The organism is Mesorhizobium sp. M5C.F.Cr.IN.023.01.1.1 (assembly GCF_003997585.1).
Lineage (GTDB): Bacteria > Pseudomonadota > Alphaproteobacteria > Rhizobiales > Rhizobiaceae > Mesorhizobium > Mesorhizobium wenxiniae.
Genome location: NZ_RZSU01000068.1, coordinates 19,338 through 34,383, shown reverse-complemented (window position 1 = coordinate 34,383; position 15,046 = coordinate 19,338). Strand labels below are relative to the sequence as shown.

At 62.9% G+C, this 15,046-nt stretch carries 14 protein-coding genes; 6 read left to right on the top strand and 8 right to left on the bottom strand.

Annotated elements, in window-relative coordinates:
• The coding region (locus EOA78_RS23885) for an ABC transporter ATP-binding protein (RefSeq protein WP_164783907.1) at positions 1 to 1,318 on the top strand (1,318 nt) is incomplete at its 5' end.
• A 272-nt stretch (positions 1,319 to 1,590) separates the two neighbouring features.
• Positions 1,591 to 2,079, top strand: a complete 489-nt coding sequence (locus EOA78_RS23880) for a nucleoside deaminase (protein ID WP_127317269.1) — start codon at positions 1,591 to 1,593, stop codon at positions 2,077 to 2,079.
• Between the two features lie 34 nt (positions 2,080 to 2,113).
• Here the strand turns inward: EOA78_RS23880 and EOA78_RS23875 are convergent, their stop codons facing one another.
• The 7 genes from EOA78_RS23875 to EOA78_RS23845 form a co-directional block, all read right to left on the bottom strand.
• Positions 2,114 to 3,079, bottom strand: coding sequence for an ABC transporter ATP-binding protein (locus tag EOA78_RS23875; protein WP_127317268.1), 966 nt, complete (start codon positions 3,077 to 3,079; stop codon positions 2,114 to 2,116).
• A 2-nt stretch (positions 3,080 to 3,081) separates the two neighbouring features.
• A complete protein-coding gene (locus tag EOA78_RS23870; RefSeq protein WP_127317267.1) occupies positions 3,082 to 4,089 on the bottom strand; it encodes an ABC transporter ATP-binding protein in 1,008 nt (335 codons plus the stop codon).
• Positions 4,090 to 4,091: 2 nt separating this feature from the next.
• Entirely contained in the window at positions 4,092 to 5,009 is a 918-nt protein-coding gene (locus tag EOA78_RS23865) for a dihydrodipicolinate synthase family protein (RefSeq protein WP_127317266.1), read from the bottom strand.
• 17 nt (positions 5,010 to 5,026) lie between these two features.
• Entirely contained in the window at positions 5,027 to 5,929 is a 903-nt protein-coding gene (locus EOA78_RS23860) for an ABC transporter permease (protein ID WP_127317265.1), read from the bottom strand.
• Positions 5,929 to 6,888, bottom strand: coding sequence for an ABC transporter permease (locus EOA78_RS23855; RefSeq protein WP_127317264.1), 960 nt, complete (start codon positions 6,886 to 6,888; stop codon positions 5,929 to 5,931). Before EOA78_RS23855 ends, EOA78_RS23860 begins: the two co-directional genes overlap by 1 nt.
• Positions 6,889 to 6,971: 83 nt before the next feature.
• Positions 6,972 to 8,552, bottom strand: a complete 1,581-nt coding sequence (locus EOA78_RS23850; protein ID WP_127317263.1) for an ABC transporter substrate-binding protein — start codon at positions 8,550 to 8,552, stop codon at positions 6,972 to 6,974.
• 40 nt (positions 8,553 to 8,592) lie between these two features.
• Positions 8,593 to 9,306: a FadR/GntR family transcriptional regulator gene (locus tag EOA78_RS23845; protein ID WP_127317262.1), complete on the bottom strand. Its 714-nt coding sequence runs from the start codon at positions 9,304 to 9,306 to the stop codon at positions 8,593 to 8,595.
• A 147-nt stretch (positions 9,307 to 9,453) separates the two neighbouring features.
• On the opposite strand from EOA78_RS23845, the gene EOA78_RS23840 reads away from it, so the two are divergent.
• From EOA78_RS23840 to EOA78_RS23825, 4 genes are all read left to right on the top strand, one after another.
• Entirely contained in the window at positions 9,454 to 10,425 is a 972-nt protein-coding gene (locus EOA78_RS23840; RefSeq protein WP_127317261.1) for a Gfo/Idh/MocA family oxidoreductase, read from the top strand.
• Entirely contained in the window at positions 10,422 to 11,417 is a 996-nt protein-coding gene (locus EOA78_RS23835) for a Gfo/Idh/MocA family oxidoreductase (protein ID WP_127317260.1), read from the top strand. The genes EOA78_RS23840 and EOA78_RS23835 overlap by 4 nt, the downstream gene beginning before the upstream one ends.
• Positions 11,407 to 12,354 carry a dihydrodipicolinate synthase family protein gene (locus EOA78_RS23830; protein ID WP_127317259.1) on the top strand — a complete coding sequence of 316 codons (948 nt, stop codon included), beginning with the start codon at positions 11,407 to 11,409 and terminating at the stop codon, positions 12,352 to 12,354. Before EOA78_RS23835 ends, EOA78_RS23830 begins: the two co-directional genes overlap by 11 nt.
• 102 nt (positions 12,355 to 12,456) lie before the next feature.
• Complete coding sequence (locus EOA78_RS23825; protein WP_127317271.1) at positions 12,457 to 13,251, top strand: TIGR01458 family HAD-type hydrolase; 795 nt, start codon at positions 12,457 to 12,459, stop codon at positions 13,249 to 13,251.
• Between the two features lie 24 nt (positions 13,252 to 13,275).
• Here EOA78_RS23825 and EOA78_RS23820 read toward each other — a convergent pair whose 3' ends face one another.
• Positions 13,276 to 14,808 (bottom strand): FAD-dependent oxidoreductase, encoded by a 1,533-nt coding sequence (locus tag EOA78_RS23820; protein ID WP_127317258.1) that lies wholly within the window; start codon positions 14,806 to 14,808, stop codon positions 13,276 to 13,278.
• Positions 14,809 to 15,046 lie beyond the last annotated feature (238 nt).

Below are 15,046 nucleotides of genomic sequence, written 5' to 3'. Positions count from 1 at the left end.
AGTCTACACGGTGGGGCGTCAGATCAAGGAGATCTATGAGAGCCACGGCGCGGGAGCCGGCAAGGACGCACGCGCCAAGACGATAGAACTGCTTCGGCGCGTCGGCATTCCAGAGCCGGAAAACCGCGTCGACTTCTATCCGCATCAGTTCTCCGGCGGACAACGTCAGCGCGTGATGATTGCCATGGCGATCGCGTTGAAACCGGACATCCTGATCGCCGATGAGCCGACGACCGCTCTGGACGTCAGCGTGCAAGCGCAGATCCTCGATCTGCTGCGCGATCTCCAGCTTGAGACCGGCATGGCGTTGATCATGATTACCCACGACCTCGAAGTCGCTGCTGCCATGGCGGACCGGATTATCGTCATGAACGGCGGCAAGGTTGTGGAGACAGGCATCGCCAAGGAGGTCTTCAGCAATCCGCAGCACGGCTATACGCGCCGCCTCATCTCCGCCCTGCCCCACGGCAACGCAGCGGAGGCGCCGAACAGGCGTTCGACGAAGATCGCCGTCGAAACCCTGCTCAAGGTGGAACATCTCACCAAGCATTACGTGCTTGCTTCCGGAGCCTTCAGCAGCAAGCGGACGTTCAAGGCGGTGGATGACATAAGCTTCGAAGTCAGGAGAGGAGAAACGCTCGGCATTGTCGGCGAATCCGGCTCCGGCAAATCGAGCGTCGCACGCATGCTGTTGGGGCTGAACACGCCAAGCTCAGGCAAGGCCGTGTTTGCCGGTGAGAACATCTTCGAAATGAACGAGAAGCGTCTTATGGCGTTTCGGCGCAAGGTCCAGATGGTCTTCCAGGATCCATTCGGATCGATGAATCCGCGCATGCGCGTTTACTCCATCATTTCCGAACCCTGGGTGATCCACCGCGATATTCTGCCGAAGAACAGGTGGAAAGCTCGAGTGGCAGAGCTCCTGGAATTGGTTGGGCTGTTGCCGGAGCACGCCGACCGCTACCCGCACCAGTTTTCCGGCGGCCAGCGACAGCGCATCGCCATTGCGCGCGCGCTTGCGAGTGAGCCGGAACTGATCGTCTGCGACGAGGCGGTTTCGGCGCTCGACGTCTCTATCCAGGCGCAGGTCATCGACCTTCTGGCCGACCTTAGGACCAGGCTCCGCCTCTCATATATTTTCATCACACATGATTTGCCGATCGTGCGCCATTTCGCGGACCGGATCATGGTCATGAAAGATGGAAGGATTGTCGAGGAAGGCCAAACCTCGGCGCTGTTCGGGGCGCCTCGCCACGAATATACGCAAAGCCTGTTGCAGGCTGTGCCCAGGCCCAAATGGCTTACGCAAGCTCAATAGTCCTCGTCCGGGCCTAGCGCCAAGCGCGAGCGACGTCTTATGGATGCCAACCCCGCGTCGCCGAAGACTTCTGTACCGGCCCGGATTTCATCCTACCGCCGTCACCGTTTGAATAGCCGAACTTCAAGCTCGAACGGATCGACCCGTGTGATTTTGATTCGGGCCGCGGCTACCGCGCCGGCGTGCCTACTAGGTTGTTGACTGAATCCGCCGACTTGAGACGGCGGATTGTTCGGCACTATGATCAAACGGCGCTGCCGGAGGATCTGCCGATGCCACAACGCCCCTATGATGAGCGCCTGCTCCGTCAGGCGTTCGAAGTCGCGCGCAAGGCCCGCGATGCTGGCGAACATCCCTTTGGTTCGCTCCTCGCTGACAAAGACGGCAATGTGTTGCGCGAGCAACTCAACGGTTACAAATCCGGAGGGGGCGACCGCACCGCTCATGCCGAAAGGCTGCTGGCCTCGTGGGCGGGGATGAATTTCAGTCTCGAAAAGCTGGCCTCCTGCATGCTCTACACTTCGGCCGAACCTTGCGCGATGTGTTCTGGGACAATCTATTGGGCGGGTATCGGACGCGTCGTGTTCGGGCTAGCTGAGCATGACATGAAGGCTCTGACGGGTGCACACGTCGAGAATCCCACACTCGACCTGCCCTGCACGATCGTTTTCGAAGCTGGGCAGCGTCCGACTGAAGTCGTCGGCCCGCTGCTTGCCGATGAAGCGGCGCAACTCCACGCCGATTTCTGGAAAGACAAGTAGCTCAATTTCCGCGCGCGGGGGTATCGAGTGAGTGCTAGGCGATGTCGTCGCGAATGCAGGCCTTCAGATGGCCATCGGACGTTGCCCGCAGCGGTGGGACAATGCCAGCACAAGCGTCCAGCGCAACCGGGCAACGGGTTCGGAAAACACACCCGGTTGGCGGATTTGCGGGGCTTGGAATATCGCCCTTCAGCACCTGCCGGCCTTGCCTGGCGAGTGGGTCGAGCGACGGAATGGCCGAGAGCAGCGCGCGCGTATAGGGATGCTGCGGACGGGCATAGAGCGCGGCCGCCGGTGCAACTTCCATGATGCGCCCGAGATAGAGAACGATCACCGTGTCGCAGATATATTCGACGACGGCCAGGTCATGCGAAATGAACAGCATGGTCAGACCGAGCCGGACCTGCAGGTCGCGCAGAAGATTGATGATTTGCGCCTGAATGGAGACATCGAGGGCAGAGACCGGCTCGTCGGCGACGATGAATTCGGGTTCGAGCGTAAGCGCCCTGGCGATGCCGATGCGCTGACGCTGCCCGCCCGAAAATTCGTGGGCGTAGCGATCATAGGCATCGACTGGCAACTCGACCGCAGCAAGTGCCTTCTCCGCCCTCGCCCGCCGCTCGCGCCTGTTGCCGATGCCCTGAATATCCAGGCCTTCGGTCAGGATCTGCCCGATGGTCATGCGCGGCGACAGGCTGGCGAACGGATCCTGGAAAATATACTGCATCTTTCGGCGCTGGCGAGCCAGCGGCCCGGCGCTCAGCTTGGTGATATCGATGCCGTCAAAGCTTATTTCGCCGGATGTCGGCTCGATGAGACGCAGCACCGAGCGGCCGATCGTGGTCTTGCCCGATCCGGATTCACCGACGAGGCCGACCACCTGGCCGCGCGCAATATCGAAGGAAATATCTTCCAGCGCCCTGACGACGGGACCGCGCGAGAACGCCGTCGGCGCAAAATGCTTGGTCAGGTGCTTGACCGAAAGGAAGGGGGCGTCCACGGTCAGAGATCCTCCCAGCGCAAACAACGGCTTTGCTGGGTCGACGTCGCCGCGAATAGTGGCGGTACCGCAGCGCGGCAGGCATCGATAGCCAGGGCGCAACGCGGCGCGAAGGAGCAGCCCTTAGGCAACAAGGCCAGCGACGGAACATTGCCGGCGATGGTTGGAAGCGGCGTTCCTGCTGCCTTCAGCGTGGTGGCTTGGCCAAGCCGCGGCACCGAACGCATCAGCCCAGCGGTGTAGGGATGACGCGGACGGGTGAACACCTCGCTCACCGGACCCGATTCCACGATGCGCCCAGCATACATCACCGCGACCCTGTCGGCGATCTCGGCAACGACGCCGAGATTGTGCGTGACGAACAGAATGCCCATGCCGCGTTGCGCTTGCAGCTCGGCCAGCAGGTCAAGAATCTGGGCCTGAATGGTGACGTCGAGCGCGGTGGTCGGCTCGTCGGCGATCAGCAGGGTCGGATCGCAGGACAAGGCCATGGCGATGGTGGCGCGCTGGCGCATCCCTCCCGACAGCTCGTGCGGGTATTGCCGCGCCCGCCGATCAGGGTCGGGAATGCCGACCTGAGCCAGCAGCCGCACGGCGTCGGCGGCCGCGTCACGATGCGACTTGCCGAGATGGATGCGGATCGGCTCGGCGATCTGTTCGCCGATGGTATAGACCGGATTGAGGCTGGTCATCGGCTCCTGGAACACCATGCCGATGTCGTTGCCGCGCACCTTGCGCAGCGACTCGGGATCGAGGCCGGTGAGCTCGGTGACCGTGCCATCCCTGCGCCGCAGCGCGATCGATCCCTCGGCGATGTGTCCGATCTTCTTCGGCAGCAGGCCGATGATCGACAGGCTGGTGACGGATTTGCCCGATCCGGATTCGCCGACGAGCGCAACCGTCTCGCCCGAACCTATCACCAGATCGACGTCCTGCACGGCGGCGATGTCGCGTCCGGCGATACGGAACACCGCCCGCAGACCGGAAATCGAGAGAATCGGAGCGTCCACGGTCAGCGCAGCAACCCGACGTCGCGCAGGACAATTTCGACCTTTGCGGTTTCCTCGTCGTTCAAGCTGCGTTGCGGTCGCGCCATGGTGTTGGAGGCGATGATGCCGAGGCTCTTCATCGCGGTCTTGAAGGCGCCGACGCCGGCCGAGCCGGCGCTTGTCCTGCCGAGCGAGATCCAGACGATCTCGAACAGCTTCAGCAGCCGCTCCTGCTCCAGGCGGGCTTCGGCGTGCTGACCCGCCTGCATCAGGTTCCACAGCTTGACGTAGCCGTGCGGGTCGACATTGGCGAGGCCTGGCACGACACCATGCGCGCCCATGGCAAGCACGCTGTCGACCAGTATCTCGGACCCGGTCATGCCGAAAAAATTCGGATCGTTGGCCATATCCTTGAGCACATAACGCAGATTGCCGTCATCGCCGCTGGAATCCTTGATCCCGGCGATAACGCCCTCGCCGGCAAGGCCGACCGTGGTCTTGCGCTCCAGCTTGACGTGAACGCAGACCGGGATGTCGTAGGCGATGATGGGGATGTCGACCGCGTCCTTGATATAGCGGAAGTGATCGCCGATCTCGGGCTGGCTGGTGCGGGTATAAAACGGCGCGGTGACCACGACGGCGTCGGCGCCGGCCGATCTGGCCATCTTGGCGTGGTTGATGACACGATCGGTCGTCGGGTCGATGACCCCGGCGAAGATCGGAACGCGGCCGTTGTTGACCTTGACCGCGTGCTCGATGATGGCCCTGCGGCCGGCCTCGTCATGGAAGACCACCTCGCTGGTCGAGCCGAGCACGAAGAGCCCGTGAACGCCGCCGTCGAGCAGGTTTTCGATCGTCCGGGTGAACGACGCAAAATCAATGGTGAAATCGGAATGGAGCGGGGTGACGACGGGTGGCACGACACCGGTAAACAGGGGCATTTTGAAAAACCTTTGGGTCAGTTGAGATCGGAACGAGGGTCGAATGCATCGCGCAAGCCATCGCCGATGAAGTTGATGGCCAGGACGGTGAGCACGAGCACGGCGCCGGGAAACATCCATTGCCAGGGATATTGTTCGAGCACCACTGTGGAGCGGGCGAGATTGAGCATGTTGCCCCAGCTGGCTTCGGGCGGCGCGATGCCGAGGCCGAGGAAGGAGAGGCCAGCTTCGAGCAGAATGGCGTTGGCGATCTGCAGCGTGGCGTAGACGACAAGAATGTCGATGCAGTTCGGCAGGCCGTGACGGAACAGGAGATGCGGCAGCCCCGCCCCCATGCCGCGGGCGGCAACGACGAAGTCACGCTCGCGCAGCTCGAGCAGCCGGGCGCGCACCATGCGCGACAGCACCGGCCAGGAGAGCAGCGAGATCACCAGGATGGTCGGGGCAATGCCGGTGCCGGCTATCGAAGCGAGCACGAGCAGGAAGATCACCGGCGGCAGCGTCATTGCGAGGTCGACGAAGCGCATCACCGTGCCGTCGACAAGACGTCCGCCGAAGCTGGCGACGGCGCCGACGAGGAAGCCGATGACGATCGAGATGGCGACGGAGCAGACGGCGACCAGCAGCGAGATCCGCCCGCCTTGCATCAGCCGGGCCATGACGTCGCGGCCGACGCCGTCGCTGCCTAGCCAATGAATGGCGGACGGTCCCTTGTTGATCGCCCTGAGGTCGATGGCGTTGGGGCTGAACGGCCACCATAAATGATAGGTCGAAACCGCCAGCAGGATGGGGACGATGATAAGCAGACCGGCGCGCGCCGCACGATTCTCAAAGAAACGGTCGAGCGCGCGGCGGAGCGGTCCTTTGGTTTGCGGTACGGCTGTCGGGTCGACGGTCGGATCTGGCGCGGTGATCGTCATCACGACACCTGTATGCGTGGGTCGACGACGGCATAGACGATGTCGGTCAGGAGATTGACCAGAATGACGCAGATGCCGATTACCAGAGTGGCGCCCATGATCACCGGGTAATCCCGTGTGCCGACCGCGTTGACCAGCAGCAGCCCCATGCCCGGCCAGTTGAACACGCTTTCGAGGAAGATGGCGCCGCCGATCGCGATGCCGACCGTCGAGCCGATCAGGGTGATAACAGGCAACAGCGCATTGCGCGTCGCGTGCTTGATGATCACCCAAAATTCGCGCACTCCCTTGGCACGCGCGGTCCGCACATAGTCCTGGTTGAGCACTTCCAGCAGCGACGCGCGCATGTAGCGCATGATCAGCGCGGCGTGTCCGATGGACAGCAGGCAGGCGGGCAGGACGAGGTGCGCGAGCACGTCCGATACGGAAAAGGGTGCGCCAGCGGTCTGCATGCCGCCTGATGGCGCCCACCGCAGCAGCACCGAGAAAAAGTACAGTCCGAGAAGTGCCGTCAGAAAAGCCGGGCTGGAGATGCCGACGAAAGCAACCACCGACAGGATGATGTCGGGCAGCGCGTTACGGCGGACGGCGGAGAAAATTCCGGCAGAAATGCCGAGCACGATGGCGATGGCCAGGCCCGTACCCATCAACAGCGCGGTTGGGCCGATGCGCTCCATGACCAGGGGCAGCACGGCAACGCCGCTGCGTTGGATCGAATAGCCGAAGTCGCCGCTGAGTGCTGCGCGAAGCCAGGCGAGGTATTGCACGGGAAGCGGCTGGTCGAGCCCAAGCCGGTCGCGCAGGACTTCGAGGTCGGAAGCAGACATCGGGCTGGACGGGTTGATATATGCGTCGATCGGATCGCCGGGCGCCAGCCGCAGCAGAATGAAGATGAGGACGCTCAAGGCGACCAGCATCAACAGTCCTGCAGCGCTGCGGCGGGCAATGAAACTCAGCATTGGCTGTCCGTAATGATGGTGAGCGGAGCCGGCATCATGCCGGCGCCTTGCACGGCGGGCTGGGAGTGGCCTGCCAAGCGTTGTTACTCGATGTCCCAGCGTTCCGGGTGAGCCGCATAAGGACCGCCGGCCGGCGCCGGCGTCCAGACGAAGTCACGCAGCTTGTTGGAGGCCACGCCATAGCGGTTGGCCACCCATAACGTCGCCCAGGGCAGATCCTTGTTCATCACCTTGCAGACTTCCTGCCAGGATTGATCGATCTTGGCCGGATCGGTCTGGCCGAGCGCAGCGTCCAATGCAGCGCTCAGATCGTCGAACTCAATGCGCATGGTGTTGAAGCCTGCCGGCGGAATCTGGGACTTGTTGAGACCCGGGCTGATGCCAGCCGGATTCGGACCGTTCTGCAGGCCGGCATAGACCATCGGAAACGCGTTCCAGTCCGGCGTGCCTTCCTTGTAGACGATGCCGTTATAGGTCGGCGTATCGACGACGCGCGGCACCACGTTGATCCCGACCTCGGCCAGCATCGACTGGATGGCGGCCATCACATTGGCCGCTTGCGGCGAGCCGTAATAGGTCAGCAAGGTGATGGGTTTGTCGCCGTTGATCTTGTCCCAGCCCGCCTCGGCAAGCAGGGCCTTGGCCTTTGCCGGATCGTAGGCATAGGGTTCGAGGCCTTCGGGGAGCAGATGCGGCGCGACGTAGCCGCAGTTGGCCGGTTTGGCCGCCCCGCCATAGAGGCTCTCGATGATGGCATTTCGATCGATCGCGTACATGATCGCCTGGCGGACGCGAACATCCCTAAAGAGCTCGACCTTCTGGTTCAGGCCGATGTAGTTGACCACATAAGAAGCGCCCTCGATCACCTTGAAATTGCTGTCGCTCTTGAAGGATACCGCGTCGTCGGGTTCGACATAGGTGAACTGGATTTCGCCGGCGCGCAGCGCGGCAACGGCCGCCGCCGGGCTCTCAAAATACCGGTTGATGAGCACATCGACCTTCGGCTTGCCGCTGCGATAGTCGTCATCCGCGGCCAGCTCGACATATTGATCGCTGACATAGCGATTGAATTTGAAGGGGCCGGTGCCGACCGGAGTGGTGGACCACCAGGTGCTTGTGGCTAGCGACTCCGGTGGCATCCCGGCCAGGGCATGCTCCGGCAGGATCATCACCTGCGAGAGAATGGACAGGAAGGAGCCGTTGGGCTTCGACAGTTTGACGACGACGGTGCGATCGTCCGGCGCGTCGACCGACGCGATATCGCCGAGACGGGCGGCAAACAGACTGCCGGACGCCTTGTTCCTGGCGAGCTCAAGCGTGAACTTGACATCCCTGGATGTGAACGGCTTGCCGTCGTGCCAGGTCTCTTGGACAAGGTTGAACGTATAGGTCAGCTGATCGTCGCTGACCTTGTAGTCCTTGGCCAGATCGCCTTCGAGTTCGGTCAGTTCGGCGTTGAAGATGACCAGCGGTTCAAAATAGGTGCTGAGCCAGGTAAAGCCGCCGGTCGCAGCCAGCGGATTGAAGTTCTTGGGAAAGCCGCCGGGACCGACGTCGAAGCCCCCGGTTATGGTCTTGGCGCCCTGTGCCTGGACGCTGGTGGCCAGGCCGCCGAGCAGCAGTCCGGTGATGGCCAGATGACGAGCGATAGTCTTGATGCGCATGGTTTCCTCCCTTGGCATTGTCAGGTAGTTCGGCGTTGGGTCAGGTGGTTCGGTTTTTGGCAATGACTTGCTGAATCCCCCTGTAGTGGTCGTCGAGGCGCTGACGCGCCCGGTCGACATCCTTGGCGGCGACGGCCTCGACGATCTCGTCATGGTCGCGCCATGTCGCCAGCGGTGTCGGATTGTCGAGGCTGGTGAAGTTCGAGGCCTTGTTGAACGCCACCCAAAAGATGTCGATCAGCGCGCTCAGCATGTGATTGTTCTGGCAGCGGAACAGCAGCTGGTGGAATTGCTGGTCCTCCTCGGCAAAGCTCTCCTGGCGCTCGGCGCGCCGCCGCATGCTTTCGGTCAGCTGGCGCAGCGCGGCGATGTCTTCGGCGCTGATCATCTCGATGGTCTTGGCGATGAGGCCGGTTTCAAGGACGCGGCGGATCTCGCGCAGCTCCTCGACGTCGCGCAACGAGTCTTGCAGGCCATATGCCAAATTATCCAGCAAGGGCTTGAACGAGAATTCCTTGACGAACACGCCGATGCCGCGACGCGTCTCCAGAATCCCGATCGACTCCAGCGCCTTGATCGCTTCGCGCACCGAGTTGCGGCCGACGCCGAGCCGCTGCGCCAGGAAGGTCTCCGGAGGCAAGGGATCGCCTGCCTTGAGCTTGTTGCTCTGGATATATTTCCTGAGGCTCTCCTGCACGCTGACGTGAAGCAGCGGCGGTCGGGTCAGCGGTTCGATCGACTTGGGTTCCGACATGGATTTGGGTCCCGAGATCGATTTGGGTTCCGACATTTTGCTCCCAGCGCCGCTGCAATTGCGCCCGATGGCGCATCCCAAAGCGGTCATGCTTGTAGCATAGCGACTTGTAGGATATCCTGCAAGCAGGAAGGATTCGTCTCTGAAATGAAGATCATCCTGGCCGGTTCGAGCCATTGGCACGCCGAAATGCATCTCGACGCCGCACGTGCTTGTGGTGCTGAGATTGCCGGCATTTGGGATGGGGACGCGGAGCATGCGCGCGCCTTCGCGACGCGTCATCATTTGCCGCTCATCACCGATTTTGCGAAAACCCTCTCCAGCCCACCGGACGTGATCCTGCTGATGGGACATCCTTCTACGGTGCTCGCGCGGGCGCGTGCCGTCATCGAAGCCGGCATACCGCTGATCCTGGAAAAGCCGGCGGCGAGCAGCACCGGAGCGTTGGCCGGGCTGCGCGACCTGGCGAGGCAGCACCGGACCTTTGTCAGCGTTCCCCTGCCCAACCGCTTTGGACCGGCCGTCACCGCCTTTGAACGGCTGCGCCAGCAAGGCCGGGCCGGTGCGGTTGCGCATTGCCAGTTCCGGCTGGTCAATGGCCCGCCGCAGCGCTATGCGGCCGAAGGCGTCGCCTGGGTCGTGGATCCGGCGATCGGCGGCGGCGGCGCGCTGAGGAACCTCGGCATACACGGCGTGGACGCCGCGCTCAGCCTGGCAACCGGCGGGCTTGGGCTCAAAGCCGTTTCGATCGAGAACCGCATTCACCGCGCCCCGGTCGAGGACCATGCGCTGCTTGTACTGGAAGACTCTGCCGGAGCGTTGTTCCTCGTCGAGGCAGGATACACTTTCGCGTCAATGCGCCCCGGCGGCGACTTCGAATGGCGCATCGTCAGTAAGAATGCGACCCTCATCGACTATGGCGACCGCGCCATCTGTGCGACACTTGACGATGGCGCTATCGTCGACTTGCCGATCGAGTTGCCGGCGACGCGCTACCGCCTCTGCATGAGCGACACGCTCTCCCGGCTGGCTCGAAAAGCGCCGCCGGCGATTTCGATCGATGACTATGTTGCGGCGATGTCGCTGATCGATGCCGCGTATGAAAAGGCAAGACGATGATTGGAATAGGCATTATCGGGGCTGGCGATTTCGGCGCGGCCCATGCAAGGGCAATCAAGGAAGTGCACGGCCTGCATCTCGTCGCATCGTGCCGCGGGAATAACGATGCCCTGGCCGGCTTCACCGCTGAACACGGTGGCCGCGGCTATACCGACTGGCGCAAGCTGCTGGACGACAAGGATGTCGACGCTGTCCTCATCGCCAGCCCTCACCATCTTCATGCCGAAATGGCCATCGGCGCAGCAGAGGCCGGCAAGCACATCATGCTGGAAAAGCCGATGGCGCCGACGGCGGCGGCCTGCGATGCGATCAATGCTGCTGTGGCCGCCGGTGGCGTCAAGCTGATGGTCGCCCATCTCATGCATTTCGCCCTGCCCTGCATGGCGGCCAGGCAAATGCTCGAGGAAGGAGCGCTCGGCCGGCCGCTCATCGGATCGAGTTGGATCATCAAGCTCTGGATGGAGCACAATCGCCGCGACTGGCATCTGCGCAAAGCAACCGGCGGCGGCATGCTGTTGACGGCCGGTATTCATGCGCTCGACCGCCTGGTCTGGCTGATGGATGAACACGTCGTGTCGGTGAGCGCCATGCTCGGCGCCAAGTTCCATGACCAGGAAGCCGACGACACCGCCCTGCTCGGACTTCGCTTCGCCGGCGGCGGGCTCGGCCAGGTGCAGAGCGTTGGCTATCGCAACGGCGCCACCACTTACGCCATGGACCTGGTCTGCGAGCGGGGAACGCTGCGTATCGACATGGACCGCGGCACGATGCTTGGCCGCGATACGGTCTGGACCGACCTGCCCGGCTCGTTCGAGCCGAACTGGATGCACAACGCGCTGGTGCGCGAATGGAGCGCAATGCGCGATGCCATTGCGGACGACAAGCCGGTGCCGGTCGACGGTGCCTATGGACGCAAGATCATTGGCATCATCGAGGCCGCTTTTGCGTCGAACGAAACCCGGCGCGAGCACGAAATCGCCGATGCGCGCTGACGACCACCTGACCCACTTGCCCGCACATGCGCCGCGCGGTGTCTGGGGTGCAGTGATGCTGGCCATCGACGATCGTAGAGCGATCGATTGGGAGGCGACGGCAGAGACGATCGCGCGGCTCTGCGCATCGGGAGTCGACGGCATCTATTCCAACGGCACCGCCTGCGAATTCCACTGCCAGACCGAGCCCGAGTTCGACCGGCTTTGCGACCTGGTGGCCACGATAGCCGGCCGCGCGCGCCTGCCTTTCCAGATCGGCATCAGCCAGTCCAATCCGCGCGTCGCGCGCGACCGTCTGACGCGGGTGTCGGCGCTTCGCCCGGCGGCAGTGCAATTCACCTTGCCCGACTGGTGGCCGCCCAGCGACGACGAGGTCATGCGCTTCGTCGGTGGGCTGTGCGAGACTGCGCCTGACACCCCGCTGGTGCTCTACAATCCACCGCACGCCAAGCGCCGCCTGACGCTCGAAGGCATCGCCAGGCTGCGTGCAGCCGTGCCCTCGCTGATCGGCGCCAAGCTGCCGGGCGGCGATACCAGCTGGTACGCCGACATGCGTCGCGAACTGCCGGGATTTTCGGTCTTCGTGCCCGGCCATGCGCTGGCGACGGGGTATGTCCAGGGCGCCCACGGCAGCTACTCCAATGTCGCCTGCCTCAACCCGAAGGGCGCGGTGACGTGGTGGCGTATGATCCGCACCGATGCGGCGGCCGCTGCCGAGGTCGAGACGCGCATCCAGAGTTTTCTCGCCACCCACGTTCTGCCTTTTCGCGCTCGCTACGATGTCAGCGATGCGGCGCTCGACAAAGCGATGGCGGCGGCCGGCGGCTGGGCGCCGCTTGGCCCGCGACTGCTCTGGCCGTACAGCTCAGTTCCCGACGAGGAGATCGCGACGCTGGCCGAAGCCGCACGCACGGCCTTCCCCGAATGGTGGCAATGACCGTCGGTTAATCGAGTGCGCCTGCCCGCCCTGATCCAAAAGGAACAACAATGGCCTAGTTCCGGATTTGACGCATGGCGGACTCGTGGTCATGCTGGACCGATGATCAGGGGTGTACTGCTGGACCTCGCAGGCGTCATCTATGATAGCGAGACCGCCATACCAGGCGGGATCGACGCCGTCGCGCGGTTGCGCCAGGCCGGTTTGGCCATACGCTTCGTAAGCAATACCACGCGCTCGTCGAAACAGAGCGTCCTCCAACGTCTGGAGGCGATGGGACTCACGGTTACCACCGCAGACGTTTTCACCCCGGCGCACGCTGCACGCGAATGGCTCCTTCGGAATGGCCGTGCGCCATACTTGTTGGTTCACCCCGGCCTTGCGCCGGATTTTTGCGAACTGCCGGATCGCGACAAGCGCGCCGTCATCGTCGGCGATGCCGGAGATGCCTTCACATATGCGGCGTTGAATGATGCGTTCCGCGAGCTGAGCGCGGGGGCCGAATTGCTGGCCCTTGCCACCAACCGGACGTTTCGGGATGCTGACGGCGGGCTCAGCCTCGATGCAGGGCCATTCGTCGCGGCATTGGAATTTGCCTCCCTGAAACGCGCAAACGTTCTCGGCAAGCCCTCGCCGGCATTCTTTCTGTCGGCGCTGGCAAGCATGGACTGTCTGCCAGATCAGGCGATCATGGTCGGCGACGACGCCGAGGCCGATACAGCTGGCGCCCTGCGCGCCGGACTTTCGGGCGCATTGCTGGTGCGGACAGGCAAATACCGGCAGGGCGATGAGAAACGGTTTGATCCGCAGCCGACCGCTACCGTCGCCGATCTCGCGGCGGCAGCCGACTGGATCATTGCCCGCGAGCTCCAGTCAGGAAGCGCAATTGAATGCTGATCGCCACGGAAGGCGGGGCGCTCGCTAGGCCATTTGGCGCTCCATTTCCACCTCGGCCCCTAGACTTTCGATGTCGCGGAAGATCGAAGCGACAGCGAGCGTACGCCCTTCGCGCTTGAAGCGGAGCAGGCAATCCTTGGCAAAGATGTCTCCATCGACCACGATCTCGTCCCATTGCGCGGCATGGCCGACGTAGTTGATGGGAACATCGTAATGCTGGCTCCAGAAGAAAGGCACGGCGACGAATTTCTCGCGATGGCCGAGCATGTTGAGGGCCGCGGTTCGCCCCTGCCTCTCGGCAACCACCCAATGCTCGACCCGAATGTTCTCGCCACTGTGAGGATCTGGCCACCGCGCAACGTCGCCGGCCGCGAAGATGCCTGGTGCGCTCGTCTCCAAAAAGGCGTTCACGACGACACCGCTGTCAAGGATGAGCCCCGCCGTTTCGGCAAGCCCTGTCCGCGGTCGCACGCCGATGCCGGCGACGACGAAATCCGCCGCCAACGTATCGCCACTGCTGAGTTTCACCTTGCTGCCGTCGATGCTGCTCGCGGTGTCCTCGAGATGGAATACGACACCATTCTCCTCATGGAGGGCGCGGATGAAGTCGCCCATTTGCGGACCCAGGATCCGTTCCATGGGCCGTTTTTCCGGCGTCACGACATGAACTTCGATCTCGCGCGAGCGCAGGGCCGCGGCAACCTCGAGTCCAATGAAACTGGCGCCAAGCACGACGGCGCGGCGCCCAGTCGTGACTCGCTCGATGATCGCCTTGCAGTCTGCGAACGAGCGCAGCGTGTGAACGTGTGGTTGGTCGGCGCCGGGTATGGTCAGGCGAACCGGTTCGGCTCCGGTCGCAAGGAGTAGCCTGTCGTAGGGAGTCCGGGCCCCGTCCGCGAGTACAACTTCGCCAGAACGTGCATCGATGCTGGCGACGTTCGCATTGAGACGCAGGTCGATATCGTTCTTCGAGTAGAAGCTTTCTCGGCGGAGCGGAATCCAATCCTCAGGTGCTTTGCCGGCGAGGTAGTCCTTGGAAAGATTGGGCCGATCAACGGGCGGCGCTTCGTCGTTGCTGAGCATGACAATGCTGCCTAGATAGTGTTCGCGCCGCAGCTTTTCTGCCGCCGCGAAACCGGCCGCGCCGCCACCGATAATGACGATTTTCTGCGGAACCTGGCCGGAGCTTCCATTGCGCTGCTTCGGTGCCGTCCGTTTGCGCTTTTCTCCCACGAATATCCGATCATCGCGTTGTTCCACCGACCAGCAAGCGAGTGGATTAAAAGCAGGGGGGCGCAAGGCCTCGCCTGTACGCAAGTCGAAGCACGCGTGATGCCAGGGGCACCGGACGGTGTCTTCCACCACAAGACCGTCGACGAGCGGCCCGCCATAATGTGTGCATGTCGCCCCGATGGCGAAGACCTCGGCCCCGCGGCGCACCAGCAGCACCTGCTCATCGCCGCAATGGCCGAGGAGCTTTCCGCCATCGGGAAGGTCGGATAACGCGATGCCCTCGACCAGGTCCGGCCCGCTTAGTTTGGTATGACCTTCAGCCATTTTCCTCTCCCTTGGCGCGATCCAGTGTCAAAATCGCCTGTACGGCCGAGAAGCGGGAAATCTCCAGGTCACCAGCCTCGGAATACCTTCTGCCTGGCTAGCGCGCCTTCAGGTTCTCGGACACCGCTTCTGCCCAAACGTCCGGCCGCGTCATTCGTTGCCAGTTGGGCAACGCCGGTCGATTTCCTGGCGTTTTGGTTCGCTACTGAAGGAATGACGCCGTCGCGTAAACTTTTTC